At 46.5% G+C, this 19,457-nt stretch carries 23 protein-coding genes; all 23 read left to right on the top strand.

Annotation, left to right across the window (positions count from 1 at the left end; genetic code table 11):
• Position 1: 1 nt before the first annotated feature.
• The 23 genes from ACYRYY_RS06405 to ACYRYY_RS06295 all read left to right on the top strand — a co-directional run bounded on the left by ACYRYY_RS06405 (position 2) and on the right by ACYRYY_RS06295 (position 19,441).
• The gene (locus ACYRYY_RS06405; RefSeq protein WP_460214779.1) at positions 2-1,651 is read left to right on the top strand and encodes a DNA cytosine methyltransferase; all 1,650 of its coding nucleotides are present in this window, start codon (positions 2-4) and stop codon (positions 1,649-1,651) included.
• A 9-nt stretch (positions 1,652-1,660) separates the two neighbouring features.
• Positions 1,661-2,167, top strand: a complete 507-nt coding sequence (locus ACYRYY_RS06400) for a DNA N-6-adenine-methyltransferase (protein ID WP_460214778.1) — start codon at positions 1,661-1,663, stop codon at positions 2,165-2,167.
• A 38-nt stretch (positions 2,168-2,205) separates the two neighbouring features.
• A complete protein-coding gene (locus ACYRYY_RS06395; RefSeq protein ID WP_460214777.1) occupies positions 2,206-2,634 on the top strand; it encodes a hypothetical protein in 429 nt (142 codons plus the stop codon).
• A gap of 11 nt (positions 2,635-2,645) precedes the next feature.
• Positions 2,646-3,104 carry a hypothetical protein gene (locus ACYRYY_RS06390; protein ID WP_460214776.1) on the top strand — a complete coding sequence of 153 codons (459 nt, stop codon included), beginning with the start codon at positions 2,646-2,648 and terminating at the stop codon, positions 3,102-3,104.
• An 83-nt stretch (positions 3,105-3,187) separates the two neighbouring features.
• Entirely contained in the window at positions 3,188-3,340 is a 153-nt protein-coding gene (locus tag ACYRYY_RS06385; protein ID WP_460214775.1) for a hypothetical protein, read from the top strand.
• Entirely contained in the window at positions 3,340-3,588 is a 249-nt protein-coding gene (locus ACYRYY_RS06380) for a hypothetical protein (RefSeq protein WP_460214774.1), read from the top strand. The genes ACYRYY_RS06385 and ACYRYY_RS06380 overlap by 1 nt, the downstream gene beginning before the upstream one ends.
• Positions 3,589-3,775: 187 nt before the next feature.
• Complete coding sequence (locus ACYRYY_RS06375; RefSeq protein WP_460214773.1) at positions 3,776-4,339, top strand: hypothetical protein; 564 nt, start codon at positions 3,776-3,778, stop codon at positions 4,337-4,339.
• Positions 4,332-5,768 (top strand): phage portal protein, encoded by a 1,437-nt coding sequence (locus ACYRYY_RS06370; RefSeq protein WP_460214772.1) that lies wholly within the window; start codon positions 4,332-4,334, stop codon positions 5,766-5,768. Before ACYRYY_RS06375 ends, ACYRYY_RS06370 begins: the two co-directional genes overlap by 8 nt.
• Positions 5,746-7,644, top strand: a complete 1,899-nt coding sequence (locus tag ACYRYY_RS06365) for a phage major capsid protein (RefSeq protein ID WP_460214771.1) — start codon at positions 5,746-5,748, stop codon at positions 7,642-7,644. The genes ACYRYY_RS06370 and ACYRYY_RS06365 overlap by 23 nt, the downstream gene beginning before the upstream one ends.
• Positions 7,645-7,655: 11 nt before the next feature.
• Positions 7,656-7,922 carry a hypothetical protein gene (locus ACYRYY_RS06360; RefSeq protein ID WP_460214770.1) on the top strand — a complete coding sequence of 89 codons (267 nt, stop codon included), beginning with the start codon at positions 7,656-7,658 and terminating at the stop codon, positions 7,920-7,922.
• 77 nt (positions 7,923-7,999) lie between these two features.
• The gene (locus ACYRYY_RS06355; protein WP_460214769.1) at positions 8,000-8,206 is read left to right on the top strand and encodes a hypothetical protein; all 207 of its coding nucleotides are present in this window, start codon (positions 8,000-8,002) and stop codon (positions 8,204-8,206) included.
• Positions 8,200-8,640 carry a glycoside hydrolase family protein gene (locus ACYRYY_RS06350; protein WP_460214768.1) on the top strand — a complete coding sequence of 147 codons (441 nt, stop codon included), beginning with the start codon at positions 8,200-8,202 and terminating at the stop codon, positions 8,638-8,640. Before ACYRYY_RS06355 ends, ACYRYY_RS06350 begins: the two co-directional genes overlap by 7 nt.
• Positions 8,641-8,663: 23 nt before the next feature.
• A complete protein-coding gene (locus tag ACYRYY_RS06345; protein ID WP_460214767.1) occupies positions 8,664-9,143 on the top strand; it encodes a hypothetical protein in 480 nt (159 codons plus the stop codon).
• Complete coding sequence (locus ACYRYY_RS06340) at positions 9,140-9,436, top strand: hypothetical protein (protein ID WP_460214766.1); 297 nt, start codon at positions 9,140-9,142, stop codon at positions 9,434-9,436. The genes ACYRYY_RS06345 and ACYRYY_RS06340 overlap by 4 nt, the downstream gene beginning before the upstream one ends.
• Positions 9,433-9,861 (top strand): hypothetical protein, encoded by a 429-nt coding sequence (locus ACYRYY_RS06335; RefSeq protein WP_460214765.1) that lies wholly within the window; start codon positions 9,433-9,435, stop codon positions 9,859-9,861. The genes ACYRYY_RS06340 and ACYRYY_RS06335 overlap by 4 nt, the downstream gene beginning before the upstream one ends.
• Before the next feature lie 2 nt (positions 9,862-9,863).
• The gene (locus ACYRYY_RS06330) at positions 9,864-10,388 is read left to right on the top strand and encodes a hypothetical protein (RefSeq protein ID WP_460214764.1); all 525 of its coding nucleotides are present in this window, start codon (positions 9,864-9,866) and stop codon (positions 10,386-10,388) included.
• 4 nt (positions 10,389-10,392) lie between these two features.
• Positions 10,393-10,713 carry a hypothetical protein gene (locus ACYRYY_RS06325; RefSeq protein ID WP_460214763.1) on the top strand — a complete coding sequence of 107 codons (321 nt, stop codon included), beginning with the start codon at positions 10,393-10,395 and terminating at the stop codon, positions 10,711-10,713.
• A 77-nt stretch (positions 10,714-10,790) separates the two neighbouring features.
• Positions 10,791-11,027 carry a hypothetical protein gene (locus ACYRYY_RS06320; RefSeq protein ID WP_460214762.1) on the top strand — a complete coding sequence of 79 codons (237 nt, stop codon included), beginning with the start codon at positions 10,791-10,793 and terminating at the stop codon, positions 11,025-11,027.
• 40 nt (positions 11,028-11,067) lie between these two features.
• The gene (locus tag ACYRYY_RS06315) at positions 11,068-13,353 is read left to right on the top strand and encodes a hypothetical protein (RefSeq protein WP_460214761.1); all 2,286 of its coding nucleotides are present in this window, start codon (positions 11,068-11,070) and stop codon (positions 13,351-13,353) included.
• 7 nt (positions 13,354-13,360) lie between these two features.
• Positions 13,361-13,705 carry a DUF2460 domain-containing protein gene (locus ACYRYY_RS06310; RefSeq protein WP_460214760.1) on the top strand — a complete coding sequence of 115 codons (345 nt, stop codon included), beginning with the start codon at positions 13,361-13,363 and terminating at the stop codon, positions 13,703-13,705.
• Positions 13,698-14,297 (top strand): phage minor tail protein L, encoded by a 600-nt coding sequence (locus ACYRYY_RS06305; RefSeq protein ID WP_460214759.1) that lies wholly within the window; start codon positions 13,698-13,700, stop codon positions 14,295-14,297. Before ACYRYY_RS06310 ends, ACYRYY_RS06305 begins: the two co-directional genes overlap by 8 nt.
• Complete coding sequence (locus tag ACYRYY_RS06300; RefSeq protein ID WP_460214758.1) at positions 14,281-14,652, top strand: C40 family peptidase; 372 nt, start codon at positions 14,281-14,283, stop codon at positions 14,650-14,652. The genes ACYRYY_RS06305 and ACYRYY_RS06300 overlap by 17 nt, the downstream gene beginning before the upstream one ends.
• Positions 14,630-19,441: a host specificity factor TipJ family phage tail protein gene (locus tag ACYRYY_RS06295; protein ID WP_460214757.1), complete on the top strand. Its 4,812-nt coding sequence runs from the start codon at positions 14,630-14,632 to the stop codon at positions 19,439-19,441. The genes ACYRYY_RS06300 and ACYRYY_RS06295 overlap by 23 nt, the downstream gene beginning before the upstream one ends.
• Positions 19,442-19,457: the final 16 nt, after the last annotated feature.

Here is a 19,457-nt window from a genome sequence, read left to right as displayed (position 1 = left end):
GATGAAATCGGTTTTTGACTATATAGACCGCTCTGAACGCATGGACAGCGCAGGTGAATTGATAGTTGATCTCTTTGCCGGCGGCGGCGGGGCATCTCTCGGAATAGAAACGGCTCTCGGTATGAGTCCGCATATCGCAATCAATCATGATGCAAATGCAGTTGCTATGCACATGATGAATCATCCCGATACAGAGCATTTTCATTCAGATATATTTGAAATAGACCCTTACGAAGTAACAAAAGGTCGTCCCGTGGGGCTTATGTGGGCTTCTCCGGACTGTACGCATTTTAGTAAAGCAAAAGGCGGAAAGCCAGTTTCAAAACGCCGCCGGGGTCTTGCTTGGGTTGTTAAACGCTGGGCGGGTACTGTACGCCCTCGTGTGATCATAATGGAAAATGTTGAGGAGTTCATGACGTGGGGACCTCTCAGGGCATCAAACAAAACAGGCGAATATATGCCGATCGAAAAGCAGGAATTACGCCCTGACACAAAGAGAAAAGGGAAAACATATAAACGTTTCATAGCGGAGCTTCATGCCCTCGGCTACAAGACAAAATCGAAAGTTCTGTGTGCTGCTGACTACGGTGTGCCGACTATTCGTAAACGCTGGTTTCTCGTTGCACGTTGTGACGGACAGCCTATTACATTCCCGAAACCTACACACAGCAAAGGCGGGAAGAACGGACTTCTGCCGTGGATTCCTGTTGCAGACATAATCAATTGGTCATTGCCTACATATTCAATCTTTTTGACAAAAGAGGAAGTCAAGGAGCGGAAGCTACCCTGCAAACGTCCTCTCGCAGATAAAAGCATGATGCGCATTGCGGCGGGTACAGACAAATTTGTCGTGAACAATAAAGACCCGTATATCGTACCCGAAGAACACAGCCCCAACATAATATCGCCGTTCATCGTGCATCACCAGAATTCAAGCAACGCAGGAATCAATGACATTGAAGAACCCCTTCGCACTGTTACGGCATGGGATCATCATGCTCTTGTTACTGCAAACATCATGACGAATACATCAAAACATGCTCCGAGTGATGTAAAAGATCCTTTGCCGACAGTTACCACAGGTAATCAGCAGACACTTGTTACCGGGTATATGACAAGAGAGTTCAGTGAGAGCATTGGTCACTCATTGAATGACCCAGCAGGAACAATAACGACAAGCGGTGGCGGTAAATTAAAGCTAACGGTTGCTTATATGTCAAAAATGAGAGGAACAAACACCGGGGACAAACTTGATAATCCGCTCCATACAGTGAGCGCAGGCGGTGGGCATCATGCGTTAGTATATGCGCTTATGGTGTCATACTACGGTCAGGACAAGCACGGCGGTGCAGTAACCGATCCTCTGGGCACGGTAGTAACAAAAGACCGTTTTTCAGTTGTTTGTGTCTATATCCGTGGGGAGTTGATGGCGATTTATGACATAGGTATGCGTATGCTTGTACCCCGTGAGCTTTTTCGTGCGCAGGGCTTTCCGGATTCATACATCATCGAATACGGCGCAAATGGTAAGAAACTCAGCACAGCGGCGCAGGTCGAGAAATGCGGGAACAGTGTATGCCCGCCTATGGCTGCTGTGCTTGTATCTGCAAATTATAAACCGATGGCTCTGGAAGCCTCGGCAGTGGCGTGAGGTGCAGGGATGAAATCGGGGATAGTTTTTTCATCGGCATCTGTAGAGTGGGGGACACCGCAAGGGCTTTTTAATGAGCTTGATAGTTTTTTTAATTTTACTCTGGATGTGTGCGCATCAGATAAAAACGCTAAGTGTGAGAAGTATTTTACAAAAGAAAGTGACGGCTTAAAACAGAGTTGGGCGGGTTATAGGTGTTGGATGAATCCGCCGTATGGCTCTGAAATAGCCCTGTGGGTGGAGAAGGCGGCGGAAGAATCAGAGTATTCAAAATATAAGGCGGCGGCTGTGATAATGCTTGTTCCGGCTCGGACTGATACACAATGGTTTCATAAGTATGTTGTCGGTAATCCGATCCGGTTTCTGGAGGGGCGGTTAAAGTTTACCGGGGGAAACGGGAGTAACAATTCTGCTACTTTCCCGTCAATGCTTGTGCAGTTCGGGCACTTCGGCAGATATAAAACATTAGGGGATATACCGCTGAAGCCTGCCAGATATTACAACTCGGCGGCATGAAATCTATTTGAAAAATAAATAAAGGAATCAGGTGAAACATGAAAAAAGTGTTATTTATCATGGCAATACTGGTGTGTGCATTTTCAGCAACGGCGGAAACTGGCATTTATGCGGGGTTTGGCGTTGTGAGTGACGCAGAAAACGGGCTGAAAAACCCGCTTGGGTTTATCGGCGTAAACTATCGGTTCGGAAATGTGGAGGTGTACGGAGAGCATTTATCAAGCTTTCCGAACAGAAATGACAAGGGTTTGAATATGGTCGGGTTTAATGCTCTGGCGAAAGTGAGCGGAGCGGAGATTTACGGCGGGCTTGCGGCGCATGACAGAGTTTTTGACAGTTCGGCGAAAGGTAGTGGCTACGGACGGGACTTCCCTGATGTGTTCCTGCGGGCAGGGGTGCGGTACGGGTGGTTTTTTGGTGAAGTGTTGCATAACCGCTTTCATAGCGGCGTGAGAATAGAGTTTTAAGGAGGATATAGATGGACAAACGTAAACAGGGGCTTTTTGAAAAATACTATGTGGAAAGGCTTGATGGTAAACCAATGGTTTCGGGTTGCATAGTTCTGGAGTGGAATGACAAAAACGCAAGAGCCGGAATAAAGGCGTTTGCTGATGCTGTGAGAAAAGACGGGTATATAGTACTTGCGGATGTTCTTGAAGAAAAACTCAAGGCATCTGCTCCGTGCGCTTATTGCGGCTGTGAGGGGGATTTTTGCGGCTATGACATAGCCGGGGAGCGTGTATGTATAGCGTGTGCCGAAACGCCTGTCCGTGTTTTTGAGATCGATTATGGAGATGATTACACGAAACTGATTACAGAGACAATCACATTAGATTGTTTGGCGTTGGTGGATCTGGATGACGATGAACAGAGGATTATTACGGCAAAAACAATGACAAGGCTTGAAATAGCAAAATTGCCTGAATTTAACGGATAGGAGCGGTGAAACCATGAGCGAACTTAAACCGTGCCCGTTTTGCAGGGGTGAGGGAGAAATAGAAAACGCCGAAAAAAAACGCAATGTCAGTATTAGTAATAATGGAGGAAAACCGAAGGCTTAATCGTGCGTTAATATTAAGCCGCACTGTTATCGATGCTGTTGCAAGGGAGACTAACAAAGATTTCACGGCTATCAATGCAATGATTGACGAAGCCCTCAAGGACGGTGAGTGATGGAAAAAATTGAAATTGAGGCTATGTTTGCATTTGAATTTCAATCATTTGACGAATGGGTGAATAAGGCGGCTTCGTGGTTTCAGTCTACCGGAATTATAGATGAACATTATATCTGTGTGGATGCGGGAGGGCGTGTATGTAAAAAGGGTAAAGAATTCATCCGTGCGAGAGATGAAAATACTTTTCCTGTGCGGGTTTATTTGACCGTTCCTTGTGTGTGGCGTAACCCTTCCGAATCCTTTTAAATCGTTCCGAATGGTTCGGAATATCCTTTTTTGTGACTGCGGGTTTTGTATATTCCCGCAGTTCCTTTTTTCTCTCTGATGATGTAGAATAAAAGTTTTTTTCGCTTTTTGAAAAAAGTGCGGAAAATACGGAAATTACGGAAAACACGGTGATGTAAACAGCAAGAGATACCCTTATCATGCTTACATGATAATACGTGATGCTATTCCGAAAACTTTCAGAATTAACGAAACTGTGGCGTGGCGGTTCAATCATGCGGATTATCCCGCCTCTGCGGGATGGACGCTGAAATATGCGTTCCGTGGGCGTGGCGGTGCGTTTGATGTGCTTGCGTCTGCGGACGGTGACGGCTTTCTTGCTGTTATCTCCTCTTCTCTTATCTCTTCTATCGAACCGAAGCCCTTACAGGGGCTTTATCTTTACGAAGCATATATTACAAAAAATAATGAACGCTATGTTGTGGCGAGCGGTGAAATCCGCCTGACGGCTGATTTGGAAGCGCAGGAAGGCGCATTTGACGGGCGGAGCCATGCGCAGAAAGTCCTCGATGCTATCGAAGCGGTTCTGGAGCGCAGAGCAACACATGATCAGCTTAAGCAGGAAGTGAACGGGGTGCGTATTGAGCGTATGCCCGTTACTGATTTGATGATGATACGGGCGAAATATAAAGCGGAAGTTGCGGAAGAAAAACGCCGTAAGAGCGGGAAAAGCCCGTTTCGCCCGGTGCGCATGAGGTTTTTAAATGATTAAGGAACTGGTGCGGTCTGCTGTTGCTGTTAGTGATGTTATGCCTGTGTATGTGCCTATCACAGAAGATATTATCCGCACTGGCGCAAGGCGGTCATACTCTGCGGCTATCGGCGGGCGGCTTCGCTCTGACTGGTCTCTCGGCGATTCCAGAAACCCGAACGCAAGCGTAAACCAGATACCTGTTCTCCGCCGCATGGCGAGGGGACTGCATAATAACAGCGGCATAGTTGTAAGAGCGTTTAAGCTCAAAGTGCGTAACGTTGTCGGACCCAAAGGGTTCGCTTTTCGGTGTACGGGTTCGGACGCTGAATTTAACTCCGCCGTGGAAACGGAATTTTGGAAATGGGCAAAGGTAGCAAGCGTTAATAGGCGTGATAATCTCCGCCGTGTCTGCAATTTTGTTATTATCGGTGCGGCTCGTGACGGCTCTGCGCTGATACGTTTTGTGCGGGGTTTTGATAACCCCTATGGTTTTGCATTGCAGGTTATAGAGCCGGATCAGATTGCGGAGAATTTGAACGATGAACACCGCAATATAATCAGCGGTAGGGAATTTGACGAATGGGGCGCACTGCGGGCGGTGCATCTGAAAGAGAAAAAAAGCCCGTATAACGAAAAGGTTATCCGTGTTTCTGCGGAAGATATAATCGAATATTATTTGCCGGAAAGGATAGGTCAGGCTACGGGTGCGCCGGAACTTCGCACTGTTATAAAAGATATTGAACATCTGGAAAAATATCGTGAGGGGACGCTTGTTCAGAACCGTGCGGCGGCGGCAGTGGGCGGGTTTATTGAAAAAATTGACCCCGATGCCTCATACTCCGGCGGTGATGACGATGACTCAGATCTTGAATACGGTGATGTAATGGAGATTGCACCCGGCATGTTTCAGGTTCTGCCCGCCGGTTACAAGATGAACGCTTTTCAGCCGAACATAAACCCTGAATCTTTCACAAGTTTTTCAAAAGCGGTTAAGCGTGATATAGCCGCCGCTGTCGGCGTTAGTTATTCGGCATTGGCGCAGGATTATGAAGGTGCGAACTATAGCAGCTTAAGGCAGGAAGCCCTTGTTGAGCGGGATATGGCATATGTTGAGCATGATGATTTGATTTCGCTTGTGCTTGAGCCTGTTGCAAAAGCTTGGTTCTGGCAGGCGTTTTTATTCGGCAGACTGCCCCGTTTCGATCTGCGGAAAGTAGAGAGCCTTTTTGTTCCTGAATTCATCGGGCGTGGGTTTGATTGGGTTGACCCTGTGAAAGATGTGAACGGGATTCGCCTTGCACTTGAAGCGAACCTTACTACGCTTGCATCTGAAGTAGGCAAAAAAGGTGAGGATTGGGAAGATGTTATTAAGCAGAGACAAAAAGAGATTGAATTAATAGAGAAAACGAAAAAGGGGGGAGGAGATGCTTCACAAAATGAAGGTTAAACCCTTCCGGCGGTCGTTCAGCCTCACCCGTGAGTCTGTGACGGCGGAAGACCGGACGGTGACATTTTCCTTTTCCAGTGATGAATACATAGATCACTGGTGGGGATGGGTAAAACTGGAACACACTAAAGATGCTGTTGATTTCAGCCGCATGAATGACGGTGCGCCGCTGCTGTTTCAGCACAATGCGAATGTGCCTATCGGCGTTGTGGAAAAGGCGTGGATAGACGGAAACAAGGGTATGTGTACTGTCCGTTTCAGCAAAAATGCGAAAGCGGAAGAAGTTTTTCAAGATGTGGTAGACGGCATTATGCGTAATGTTTCAGTCGGTTTTCAGATTTTGAAACTGACTCATGAAAACCCGCATGATGATAAAGAGTCTCCGAAATATACGGCTACAAGATGGATGCCGTATGAAGTGTCTATTGTTTCTATTCCGGCGGACACATCGGTAGGAATAGGCAGGGCAAGGGAAGACGGCAGAGAATACGAAATAGAGGTCGAAAGACAGGGAGGGATTAAGATGGATGATGACGAAGAAGAAGACACTGTTAAAACAGGCGCAAGAGGCGCACAGAACCCGGTAGATCCTGCGGGTGTGCAGGATGCAATCATGGCGGAAAGGCAGAGAGCGGATGACATAACGCTTATGGGTCGTAAATTTGGTCAAACAGATCTTGCGGAGCAGTTTGTTCGTGATGGCAAAACTTTTGAAGATTTCTGCCGTGCGATGAGGGAAAAGCAGGATGGTTCTAAGCCTGTTTCCACTGTTGAAAATCCGAGTGAGGGTTTGAGCCGCTCTGATGTCAAAAGGTTCAATATCTGCCGTTATATCAGTGCTATTGCGGGCGGAAATGCCCGTGAAGCAGAATTTGAATACGGCGTTGTTCAGGACGTTTCCAGAGCGTACGGGCTGAATCTGAAAAGGAATGAGGCGTATATTCCGTACGATGTTCTTTCCCGTGATATGACCGTCGGTGGCGTTGGCGGTGTAGGCGGCTCGCTTATCCAGACTAATGTTAACCCGAACTATATCACAATGCTGAAGCAGAAGGCATACGTTCTGAGACTCGGCGCAGATGCAATCTACGGGTTGGTCGGTAAAGAGTCATTCCCTGTGGAGTCCGGAACCCCTACGGCTGAGTTTCTTGGCGAAAATGATGCCGTAAGCGGCAGCGACGCAGACTGGGATGATATAGCTCTTGAGCCGACAAGAATCGCATCGAAAGTTAAAGTGTCTCACATGCTGTTGCAGATGCAGGGTGTCGAATCTGAAGACCGCATTCTCCGCACGATGGCAGAGGCTATATCTCTCGCCATTGACAAAGCGGCAATCATGGGTGATGGCACGGGTTATAACCCCACAGGTATTCTCTACACAGACGGCGTTGAAGTGGTCGAGATCGGCGAAAACGGCGGCGCATTCACGTTTGAGACTGCTGTTGACATGAAGACAAAAGTCAGAGCGCAGCTTGCTGAAATGGGCAAGCTTGCGTTTTTGATTACTCCTGAAACAATGGGTTATTGCGAAAAAACTTTGCGCCATGATGTTAACGGCAGTCAGACGATATGGACGGAATTCGCAGGGGCTGTGCCGATTGAGGGAATGGGCAGGATAGCAAGTAGGAATGCTATTGATACTACTCATTTGCCCACAAATCTGACTAAGGGCACGTCTGTAAGTAAATGCCATGCGGCTGTTTATGGTGATTTTTCTGCAATTAAAATAGGTTTCTGGGGCGGTCTGAGGCTGCTTGTAGATCCTTATTCGGCAGCAGGAGAAAACTTTATCATTCTTCATGCCAGTCAGTATGGAGATGTCAAGCTTGCTCGCTCTGCATCGTTCTCTGTCTGCAAAGATATAGTGATAGCTTGAGGCGGTGATGTATGAAACTCAAAGTTCTTAAAGCTATAGTTCTTGGCGGAAAAGACCGTAAGGCGGGTGAAGTTGTTAGTGTTGATGGTAAAGTTGTATCGGAAAAAACAGCAAAGATACTTACTCGTGAAGGAAAAGTTGAACCTTTTATGGAACTGAATTCGCCCTCCGGCGATAAAAAACAGGGCAAAAAAGGCGGCGGGAATGACAAACCGCCTGCGCCTCCCGCTGATGATAACAGCGGTGAGGGTGGTGGGGACGATAACCCGTCTGCCTGACCCTTTGGGTTTCCCTGTACCCTGCCCCGTTGCCCACGGGGCAGGGTTTGGAGTGATTCAAAGGATGGGGGGAGGGTGTGAATTTCACGATAGATTTAAACACCGTGCTTTTAGCACTCATAGGCGGTTTATTGACAGTAATCGCTTGGTTTGCAAAAGGTGCGTATTACTCGCTTGTGCAGAGTCAGAGAGACCTTTTTTCAAAATACAATAAAGTGGAAAGCCGTGTCTCGGCTCTGGAAAAAGGTTGTGAGATACGCCATGAAGGGGGGAGAAAGTGTTGATTTCAGACAGATTTATAAATCAGTTAATACGCCATGAAGGCACGAAAAAAAGCGGCGAAAAGCATATGCCGTATAAGTGTCCGGCGGGCAAGCTGACGATCGGTTTCGGGCGCAATATCGAAGACAACGGAATAACCGATGCTGAAGCCCGCACACTGTTAAGAAACGATATACTGACGGCTGAAAGTGAACTCCGGACGGCTTTTCCGTGGTTTGATGAACTAGACGAAGTACGTCAGGGCGTGCTTGTCAATATGGCGTTTAATATGGGCGCACCGAAGCTTAAGGGGTTTAAAAAGACTCTCGCTTATATCGAAGCGGGTAAATACAAAGAAGCTGCCGCCGAAATGCTTGATAGTGCATGGGCGAGGCAGGTTAAAGGCAGGGCTGCGGAACTTGCCAGTCAGATGGAAACAGGCGAATTTTATAAATAATTATTAAAAGGGGGGAGGGTTTTATGATTTTGGAAACTCTCGCAGGTTTGGGGCTGACGAAGCTTTACAATGTCGTGAAAGATAAAGGACTTGACGTTGTAAAAGACAAGCTCGGTATAGATATAGGGGCTTTGCTTGAAAAGGGTGAAGCCGGTGCGGCGGAGCTTCGCAGAATCGAAGCGGAAAAATCAAAACAGCTTGATGCGCTGATGTTCGGCGATAAAGCAGATGCACGGGAAATGCAGAGAACCGCACTTATGCAAACTGACCTTTTTTCAAAAAGGTTTGTGTATTATCTGGCTCTGGCGTGGTCTTTGTTTGCGTTTGTGTTGATTCCGGCATTGATTTTTTGTCCGATTCCGCCGGAAAATATCAGGCTTGCTGATACTGTTGTCGGGTTTCTTCTCGGTACTATTGTTGCCGCTATTATCCAGTTCTTTTTCGGATCAAGCAATGACAGCGATAAAAAAACGGAAATATTTATGAATTTGAGGGAAAAATGAGTCTGATCAGCGCAGATGATATGCGGGTGATGCTTGACACTATGTCGGAAGAAACGGCGGTGATCGGTGGCGGTGAACCCGTCCCGGTGCTGTATTTTGCGGAGCGGACGGAGCATGATTTTGATCTCGGTCGCTCTGTTGTGATAGAGCCGCACTTAGTATGCGTGCCTGCGGATGTGGCGGATGCCGAAATCGGCACTGAAGTAAGCTTCCGTGGGGATGTGTGTTACATCGCCGGGGTAGAAGAGCAGGATTCAATAACCCTGCTTTATATCAGTGAGGATGCGCCGTGAGCAAAAGGCAGGAAATAATAGACGCTCTTAAAACTGCTTTGACGGGCTATACCGAAGTAAACGGCTACAGCCTGACAGTACGGGCAGTGAAAGAAGACGAGGGGCGGGATTATGACCCGAAGGAATACCCGCTTGTAGTGATAAAAGACGGTGAATGTCAGGTAACGGAGGCGGACTTTCAGGAGCGGAAAACGGCAGTGGCGGTTACTCTGCTGCTTGAAGGCGGGGCAGACCTGCGCCAGAGGCTTCGGACAGGGCTTTCGGAGATGTATAAAATTATCGGCAATGATGAAACACTGGGCGGGGCAACCGGGATGTTGACGCCCAAGGGTGATAACATCGAAGTTGTTTTCGGAACTGAAAAGGTTGGGGCGGCTACGGTTTTTCTGGATGCCGACTATGAAACGGATATGTGGGAGGATTAGAAATGCCTGAGACAAGAACAGTTAAAAAGCTTGGTGCGTGCGAAGTGACATTCGGGACCCGTGAACTGGGGTACACTGCCGGCGGAGTGGAATTTGTACATAACATAGAGTACGCAGATACGGAAGTTGATCAGCTCTCGATGCCAATTGACTCGGAAGTAGACAAGTCAACCGTAACGGTAAAAGTGCCGATGGTGGCATACACAAAAGAAGACCTTGTGGCGATGCTGTACGGTGCGCAGCTTGTGACAGACTCTGTTGATGCGGAAAAAACGGCTGTGGATGTTTATGACGCTACGGGTGCGAAAATATCAAGCAAAGCTGCTGTGCTGAAGCTTGTGCCGAAATCCGGCGTGCTTGATGATTGCTTGGTTGTTTTTAAAGCAGCTCCGAAAATCGAAAATGTAAATCGTAAATATACTAAAGGGGAAATGAGCGTGTTTGAAGTGACATTTCTCGCTCTTCCGGAATCTGACACGTCAGACAGACTTTACCGTTTCGGTGATCCTGACGTAACGGCGGAGTAGTTGCATGGCTAAGGTTATAAACGTAAACAGTTTTTCCCTGAAAACGCCCATTGAGATAGACGGACAGCAGTTTGAATTAAGCGGGCTTGCGCATGTGCGTTCACTTGAGCTTCAGGAATTTTTTAAGGAAAAGCCTTCGCTCATGGCTATACGTGCGAAATATGCGGAACTGCTCGAAACATGCGGGCTTCCGGCGGCTGTTATAGCGAAGTGTGATAACGGGATGCTTGATGCGCTGATGCTTATAGCGCAGGGGTTTGATCCGGAGATTATAACAGCGGGGGAGCAGACGGCGGAGAACTTGGAGACGGACAGCGGGCAATAGAAAAACAAGCGGACGAATATGAGTATGACTTTGTTTATGCTTCGCTGCTCCGTTTTTACGGACTTACGGTGACCGAGTTGAACATGCTTCCGCTCGGTCATTTTTTTAGGCTTTACAGGCAGATAGGTTATATCGCCATTACCGAGGATTTCCGCCGGATAAAATGTGCAAACGCAACAAAAGAGATTTTGGAAGAGATGCAGACCGCACTTTACAACGTTGTGAACGACACTGAGAAACAGGAAATGGACGCCGCAATCGAAGCGGCTATAAAAGCCCGCAAGGAAAAAGAAAAGGATTTGAAATGGTTCTGAAAGGTTCGGAACAGTTTGAAAGGGTTCGGAAGGGTTTCAGATGAATAAGAACACACGGGAAACGCAGTTTAAATTTACGAGTGATTCAAGCGGAGCGGTAACAGGTTTTCGCAAGATAGAGAACGCCGCCGGAAAACTCTATAAAGAATCGGTACGGATAAACCAGAGCTTTGAGGGTATGCGTAATGTTCTGGGGATTGTAAAAGGTGCTTCCGAAGAACTCTGGAGTACGCTTGAAGAAGGCGCACGCATAAGCGAGATAAGCACAGGGTTTGACCGAATTTCAAGATCAGCGAACATTGTTTCTGAAATTTTGCTTGGCGATATGCGTAAAGCTGTTCGGGGCACAATGAGCGATTTGCAGATGATGACTGTTGCGAATCAGGCTCTGATTGCCGGAATGAACCCGCAAATGATCACTACTGCGCTTTCGTATTTGCGGGCGTACTCAAAGCAGACAGGGAAAGATTTTGGTCAGCTCACATCAACAATATTCACTGGTTTGACCCGTGGATCAACACAGTTGCTTGATGATGCAGGGATTATCATAAGTCAGACAGAACTTATGAAGCAGAAAACAGAAGAGTACGGGCGTGAGCTGACAGACACTGAAAAAAGGCAAATTCTTCTGGCTGAAGCTATGCGGCAGATGCAGGAAAAATTGCCGATGCTCGGCGGGGAAGTTGATTCTGCGGCAGACAAATTTGCCCGTTTTCGTGCAGAAATGCAGAATGTTTCTGATGAATCAAAGAATATGCTTATGACAACTGCGGCGGAATCGTGGGAAGGGGTTAAGTTCTGGGGTAAGTATTTTAAAGACTTAAATGATTTAGGTGTTCAGAGTGTTCAGTGGGTTTGGCAACGTGGGCAAAATGTTTCAAGTTCATTGCAGGGTGCTTTGGCAGCAAGCGAAGGGTTAATCAGTTGGCAGGAATATATAAACGCAAATGCGGAAGAATTAAACGCTTTGCTAAATGGCGGTGTCAGCGGGCTTGATGAACTTGAAAAAGGTTATGAGGCTGCGGAGAAGGCAGCGCAAGAAGCCTATGAGGCTGATGTTAAAAGAATAAAAGCTCTTGCGGCATCGTATATCACTACTCCGCAATACACAGACCCGAAAGCGCAGGAGAAGCTTGAAAAGCTCCTTAGTGCAGCACAGTTGGCAAAAATGCAGGTGGGGCTTGATGGCTATGCAGCGGCGGTAATGCGCATCAAAGCTGAGTATGATGATATGGACAAGTCTACCGCTGTTTTAAAAAATCTGGCTGATAAGTGGCTCTCTGTGAGTCTTGAAACAGCGAAAGCAACGGAAACACTGCGTAAGAACAATGAGCAGAAACGGGCGGCTATCGAACTGGCTAAACAGGTGGGGCGGGAAGATACATATGATATAGACCGTGGCGCAACGAACTGGGGGCAGGAGCAGGAAGCGGATAAACTTGGCATGACGATCATGGATAAAATCAAAGAGGCGGAACGTCAGCTTTTTATCAACGGAGCAACGGACTACAAGAGCAAACAGCGCATACAGGTTGAATTTGAGTATGAAGATATGGTTATGCAGGCAATGGGGGATGAACGTATCATAGCGGCGGCGGACGAGTGGAAGGCGTTGCAATATGAAATAATCAACACTGCGGAAGCAATGACGGAGGCTACAGCAACTTTTCAGCGTGAGCTTGATAGTCAGCTTGTGGTGGCATCTGCGGTTAAAGATGTTATGAGCGGCGTAACTGCGGAGCTTGCGGAAAGTGTGATTGTTTTGAGTGAAACGGGCAAGTTTGCCGTGGATGATCTCTTTAAGAACATTTATGACGTGGTGAAAACTGAGGCAGTGCAAAAAGCAATGTCTCTGACTATAGAGGGACTTTATCAACAGTATATAGCCGGTGTTTACACAGCGGCATCTGTGAACCCGGCTAACGTGGCTCTGGCGGGGCAGTATAAAATGTCTGCGGCGGCGGCGCAAGTGGCATCAACAGGGGCTTTTGCGGGGGCGGCTTTGTTTGGTTCTATAGCAGCGGGAACACTGCTTGGCGGGCTCGTGGGGCAGGCGCATGACGGGTGGTTTGATCTGCCGGAAACGGGCACGTACTATGCAAAGGCGGGTGAGTCAATAATAGACGAAAGTACAACGCAGATGTTTAAAAAAGGAAAATTCGGCGGCGGGGTGACTATAAACATGGGCGGAATAACGATAAATGGCAGTGATGAAAAAGGGGTGCTGAAAGCACTGCCGGAAATGAAAAAGCAGATTGTATCAACAATGGTAGAAAACATTGCTAATAATGGCGAAGTTCGCAAAGCGATTAAAAGATATGTGTAGGTGATTTATGGATACATACCCAAAAAAACCGAACGCAATAGAAGACACGACTATAGAGTTTAAGACGGAATCTGTAACATTCGGAAGGGGTTATGAACAGCGTTCCGCAGCGTGGGACAGTGGGAAAAAAGCGTTTACGCTGCGGCATGTACACTTAACGACTGCTGAGAAAGACTTGCTTGAAGCTTTTTTTGAAGACAGAAAAGGCGGGCTGAAGCCATTTTGGTTTGTGAATCACAATAACGGTGTGACTTATCAATGTTTATTTGCGGAAGACAAGCTTAATTTTACGCATAATAACGCAAAAAGCTTTAATCTGACAGTGAAAATCAAGGAAGACCCTAATGCGTAATATCGGCGATAACTCTGTTCTTTATTCATCAATAGTTAAACGGTTTACGTTGTATGATGTTTATTATACAGATGCGGATGCTCTGTATCTTACGGATATTAAAGAGGAAACCATTTACAACGGCGTGGTTTATGCTCCGGCGGCAGTGCAGAGTAGCGGGATAACATATAGCTCTGACGGAAAGCTGAATGACGTCACTCTGACTACCGGAAATCTTGACAGACTCATGCAATATTATCTGGAACAGTATGAAATGATGGGGCGGGCGGTAAAGATACGTGAAGTATTTGCGGATGCGGAAGACGTTATCAAGGGCTCTGTTGTGTACACATATCGTATTAAATCTGCAAAAGTTTCTAAGAAACAGGCTATTTTTACCCTCGGCGTTGGGGTTGATGTTCTCGGTGTGACAGTGCCGGGGCGGAAAGTTTACTCAAATTTTTGTTACAATCAGTTTCGTGATTCTAACTGCAAATATGCGGGAACTGACAGCACATGCACAAAGCTTTTTGATGATTGCATAGCAAAGGGAAATAATCAGAATTTCGGCGGATTTCCGGCGTTGGTGAAAGCTCATGTCTATGTGCGCTAGTTTTCTCGGAATACCCTATGCTCACGGCGGGCGAAGCCGGGCAGGGGTGGATTGCTGGGGGCTGTGTGTGCTTTTTTATAAAGAGGTGTACGGCGTTGATTTGCCCGATGCAAAGTATGCGGAGGACGAAACAGCGGCGTTAATAGCAGAAAATATGCACGAAGGGTTTGAGCGGGTAGAAAAGCCCTTGCCCGGCGATTTTGTGTTGATTTGCAACAGTGGGGAAGTACCGGGGCATATCGGTATTGTTATCAACCGTTTTCAGTTTATTCACTCTATGCAGCCGCATGGAGTTTATACAAGTCATTTACGCAGATGGGGGAGGCGTATTCATGGATTTTATCGTAAAAATTAAGGTTATCCCGAACGTTTTTGAAAAACGGAATCGTATAGAAAAAGAAGTTCAATATGAGCCTGTTTCAGTTTTTGATCTGTTTTCTGAGCATTGCACAGACTTTACCGCAGGTGATTTTTACCCCGTTATAAACGGAAAAAGGGTTGAATGGGAAAGGCGGGTTAATCCCCGTGATGAAGTTATTTTTATAAATGATATTCAGGGTGATGGAAATCTTTTTAATATAGTTCTCGGCACGGCGGCGATAGCGGCGGGTTTTTTGAGCGGTGGCGCAAGCTGGGCTGTATATGCTTATGCCTTCGGCGGGTCGATGCTCGCAACCGGGGCTATCGGGGCTTTGGGGCTTTTTACGCCGAGCATACCCGGCAACACCCTGCGCAATGATTATGAGGACAGCCGGACGTATAACTGGGGCGGAATCGAGAATATTGTCGGCGAGGGGAATGTTGTTCCTGTTGTCTATGGGCGTCATAGAGTTGGCGGGGTGATAATCAGCGGGTTTATTGACGGAGATGCGGAATCCGGCAAACAGACGGGGCAATACTTGAATTATCTTATCGGCTTGTCTGAAGGTGAAATCGGCGGAATAGGCGAAGAGACAGTTAAGGTGAACGACACTTTTTTAAGTGATTTCGCTGATGCGTCTTATGTTGAATCAGTTGAAAAGAATATTATTTTATCAGCAGAGCAGCAGGAAATATTTAATGCTAACAATGATTTTGCGGTATATTCTGTTGATAAGATAAACGTTAGCGTTTTTGTGCCTGATAAACTTTTCCGGCAGGAGATTATTATAAACGATGAGGGAAAGCCGGTTGTTTCTAGTTCATCGTTTAAGTTGACGCTTTATTTTACTTTCGGCAGTTCAACTAAAAAAGTTGTTTTGTGCAGCGGAGACGGTGATAAGTCTAATCGGAATTTCAAAGTGTCTATAGATTTACCTTTTGCAGATACGGGATGGGTTGTTAATTGTCGTGCAGAATTAAGAAAAGACGGTGATTTAGTTTCGTTAGGAGGGGAAAAGATAGTTCGTGTTTCATACACAAGAAAAGGCGGAATATATTATCTTGCGTCCCGCCTCGGTTCTGCTGATCAGACGCCGATAAAGGGTTTTTCGGATATCCGGAGAGACACGGCAATAAGCGGAAAGAAGATCACGTATAACAATAGTCAGTCTTTTACAACTGTTGATGTGTGCGATTCTGCTGTTGTTTCTGTTGCGTTTCCTGCGCTTTATAACCTTGATGATAAAGGAAATCTTAAAAATAAGTCTGTAAAGTTTATTATTGAGTATCGGCTGTATGATGAATCTGAAAACTGGGTTACTGCTGTTGACCCGGAGGACGGAGACACAGAGTTTATATGCACGGCGGCAACAAGAGCTGAAGTTATTTTTAGTTATCGGCTTAATTTTAATTCGACTGCCCGCCGGGTGATCAGGGTTACACGTCTGACTGCGGATGTGTCTGATGGGGATACAAAAAATGCGGCGGACTCGTACTTTTCCCGTGTTGTTGAAATCCAGTCTGTTGATGTGGCGTATGATAACACGGCTCTGTTAGCTCTGCGTGTGCGTGCTACGGACTCGATAAGCGGTTCTACTCCTTCGGTCACAACTGTAATTTCAGGCAGACTGATAAAAGATGTGCGGGATTTAGACGCTGAATCTTTTTCAAGCTCAAATCCGGCGAATATACTTTATGATCTGCTCACAAACACACGCTACGGAGCGGGGCGGTTTCTGGATGCTGATCAGATAGACTTGGAATCTTTTCAGGAATTTGCAGATTTCTGTGATGAACAGGTCTATTACACCGATGATAACGGTGATTTGGTTTATCAGAAAAGGTTTGAAATGAACCTTGTTATTGATAAAGAGTTTCGTCTCACAGAGATGATACAAAAAATCCTCGGCTCATGCAGAGCAACGGGTATTTGGAGCGGTGACAAGCTGCGTATCGTGATTGATCGTCCGGCTGAAGTTTCGCAGATTTTCAGCATGGGGAATATTATTGAAGACAGCTATTCGGAATCATATGCCGATTTCGGTAGTATTCCGAATCAGCTTGAGGCGCAATATCTTGATGAATCAAGCGATTATGAACAGCAAATGGTCAGCGTTTTTGATGCTGACAGAATAGCAGAGCCGGTTAATAGTACCACTATTCAGCTCTACGGTTTCACAGACAAAGCACAAGTAAAAAGAGAAATTGCTTTCGCACTGCGGAAAGCAAAGTCAAAAAAGAAGGCTCTGGAATTTTCCGCAGGGCTTGATGCTGTCGTGGCGGAAATAGGCGATATAATCGAATTTCAGCATGATACCCCGCAATATGGTTACGGCGGGCGTGTGAAGGCTGTAGACGGGAATTTGCTGACTCTTGATGTGCCTGTCTCGGTTGCTGCGGGTGAACAGGTTGTTTTCAAGGTCCGGCGGGCAGACGGCGAAATTTTGAAAGTGGCGTATTCTGCTATGACGTCAATTGAAATAAGCTCTATCTCTATAGTTCATAACGACACTGTAAATAAAGGCGATGTGTGGATTATGGGCGTTGGCGAAGCTAAAAATAAACCTTATAGACTCATAGGTATAGAGAAAGAGGAGGGGCTTTCTCTCAAGCTGACTTTGGAAGAATATAACGAAAGTATTTACACAGATGATTTTACATCGCTCATAAATTCTGAAAGATACAGCAAAGTTCAAGTTCAAAAAAAATATGAACTAGGTGCGGTCGGGGACGTTGCGGAAATCGGGGAAATTGTTGTCGGCAGTCAGCCGGTGAACATCACTCCGCCGCTTGTCACAGATATAACTATTGCTGAAGATTTCGCAGTGTACACGCCGAAAAACCCTTTAAGTGGGGTTATTGTGTCGTTCAGGCAGGTTGAAATAAGCGGCAATCCGTCTGTTTATGTCAAAGAGTATGAGCTTCTGTATTCTGAAGATGCGGAGAACTGGCGTTCCGCAGGGGTGACGAAGAGCAGCCGTTTTGAACTTGGCGGGCTTCTTGTCGGGCGGACTTATTATTTTGTAATCCGTAGTCGCACAAACTACGGCGTTGTGAATGCTCCGGAATCTCTTTATCCGCACCGTACTTTATATTCTATCACTCTCGGCGGCGAACAAAACACTTTTGCGGCTGTGCAGAATTTAGCCGCTGTGCGCACTCCGGAGGGTATCCGTCTAAGTTGGAGGGTCGGTGTTTCTGCGGATGTTGCTCATTATCGTATAGATAGAGCCCGTGCAACTGCGCCGATTCAGCCGCCGGTGCTGTTGGTTGAGCAGTTTAACGGCACTGTTTTCACAGACTCGTCCGCACTTACGGCGGGGCGTTATAATTACACCGTCATCCCCACAGACCCGTGGGGGAACGATGGTGAAGCGGCGGGCGTAAGTGTTCTTATTACTGCTCCTTCAGCACCTGCTGATTTAGCGGCTGTGGGTGATTTATTTGCGGTTAAATTGAGTTGGGCTGCTGTTGCTGATGCTGATTATTATGAGATTTGGCGGGCAGATACAGAAGATGGCACAAAACATCTTGTCGGCGCATCTGTGAACAATGCGTACATAGACAGCGGTTTGGGCGCATTAGATGATTATTATTATTTTGTGCGTACTCATGATATTTACGGGTTTTTCTCAAGCTTTTCTTCCGGTGTTCATGGCTCAACAGATGCAGATCCGGGAAAGCTTTTTGATGCTCTGGCGGGTGATGCTAATCCGGATGATGTGCGTGCGGGTTTTGCTGATGTTGTCAATCTTCCGGAGATTAAAAATAAAATAACGGGTGTTTTGGCTCTTGAAGAAAACATAGTTGAGCCCGGAGTTGTGGAAGAATTTTCAGATATACCGCCGCTTCATCCCCGCATTAACGAGGCTCTTTTAAAGCTGACAGAGCAGGGGAGTACTCTCATAGCGCAGGGAACGGCAATCCTGCAAAATGCGGAGCAGATAGCGTTGCGGGTGGCTCAAACAGAGTATGACGGAGATATGAACGTTATTGCCGATGCTCTCACGGATATAACGGCGGAAATCGGGCAGATACAGACAACTGTTTATGACAGTGAGACGGGGCTTGTGAGCCGGATGCAGCAGACGGAGAGCCAGTTTATGTTGGCTGTGGTCGACGCCGCAACGGGCAAGGCAATAAGCGGGCTGAAGGTTCTGGGAGACCCTGCGCAGGATGTATCAGAAATAGCACTCATGGCGGATAAAGTGAAGTTTGTAAGTCCGGCGGAAGGTAATGATAAATTTGCGCTTTTTAACATGTCAGATGGAGTTTTGGTACTGAATATGGATCTTGTAGCGAACGGGTCTATTACAGCGGACAAATATCTGGAAGTGTCGGATGGTGTGATCTGGTCTAGTTATATTAAATCAGAATATATCACGGGACTCGATTATGTAAGGCTTCCGTCTTTATTTTTGCCGAATGAGGCAGATAAAATAGAGAAGGTGACGTTTCTGTGGTCACGCCCTATAGTGCTGGCTGGTAAAGATTTTTATTTAGAAATTAGGCAGGATAAGCCTTTTGGTCTTGTTCATGAAGTTTTAAGAGTGAATGAAAACGGTATTTTTATTCAGGGACAAGAGATTTTGCCGACACCAGCGCCGGCAGGTATGACAGATTTAGGTCTTGTCGAATTGGATCTTGAATTGTTCCCTGATAATTTTTGGGATGCGGAGCTTTATGAAGTTATAATTTTTTGCAACCCGCTGTCCGATAACGGTGCGCAGATATTTAGCGATATAACCATTGCGTTTAAAATTAATTATATACGAACAGCATAGAAATAGGGGAGGAATA

It is taken from the genome of Geovibrio sp. ADMFC3 (genome assembly GCF_054687035.1).
This window is presented reverse-complemented; position numbering and strand designations above follow the sequence as displayed.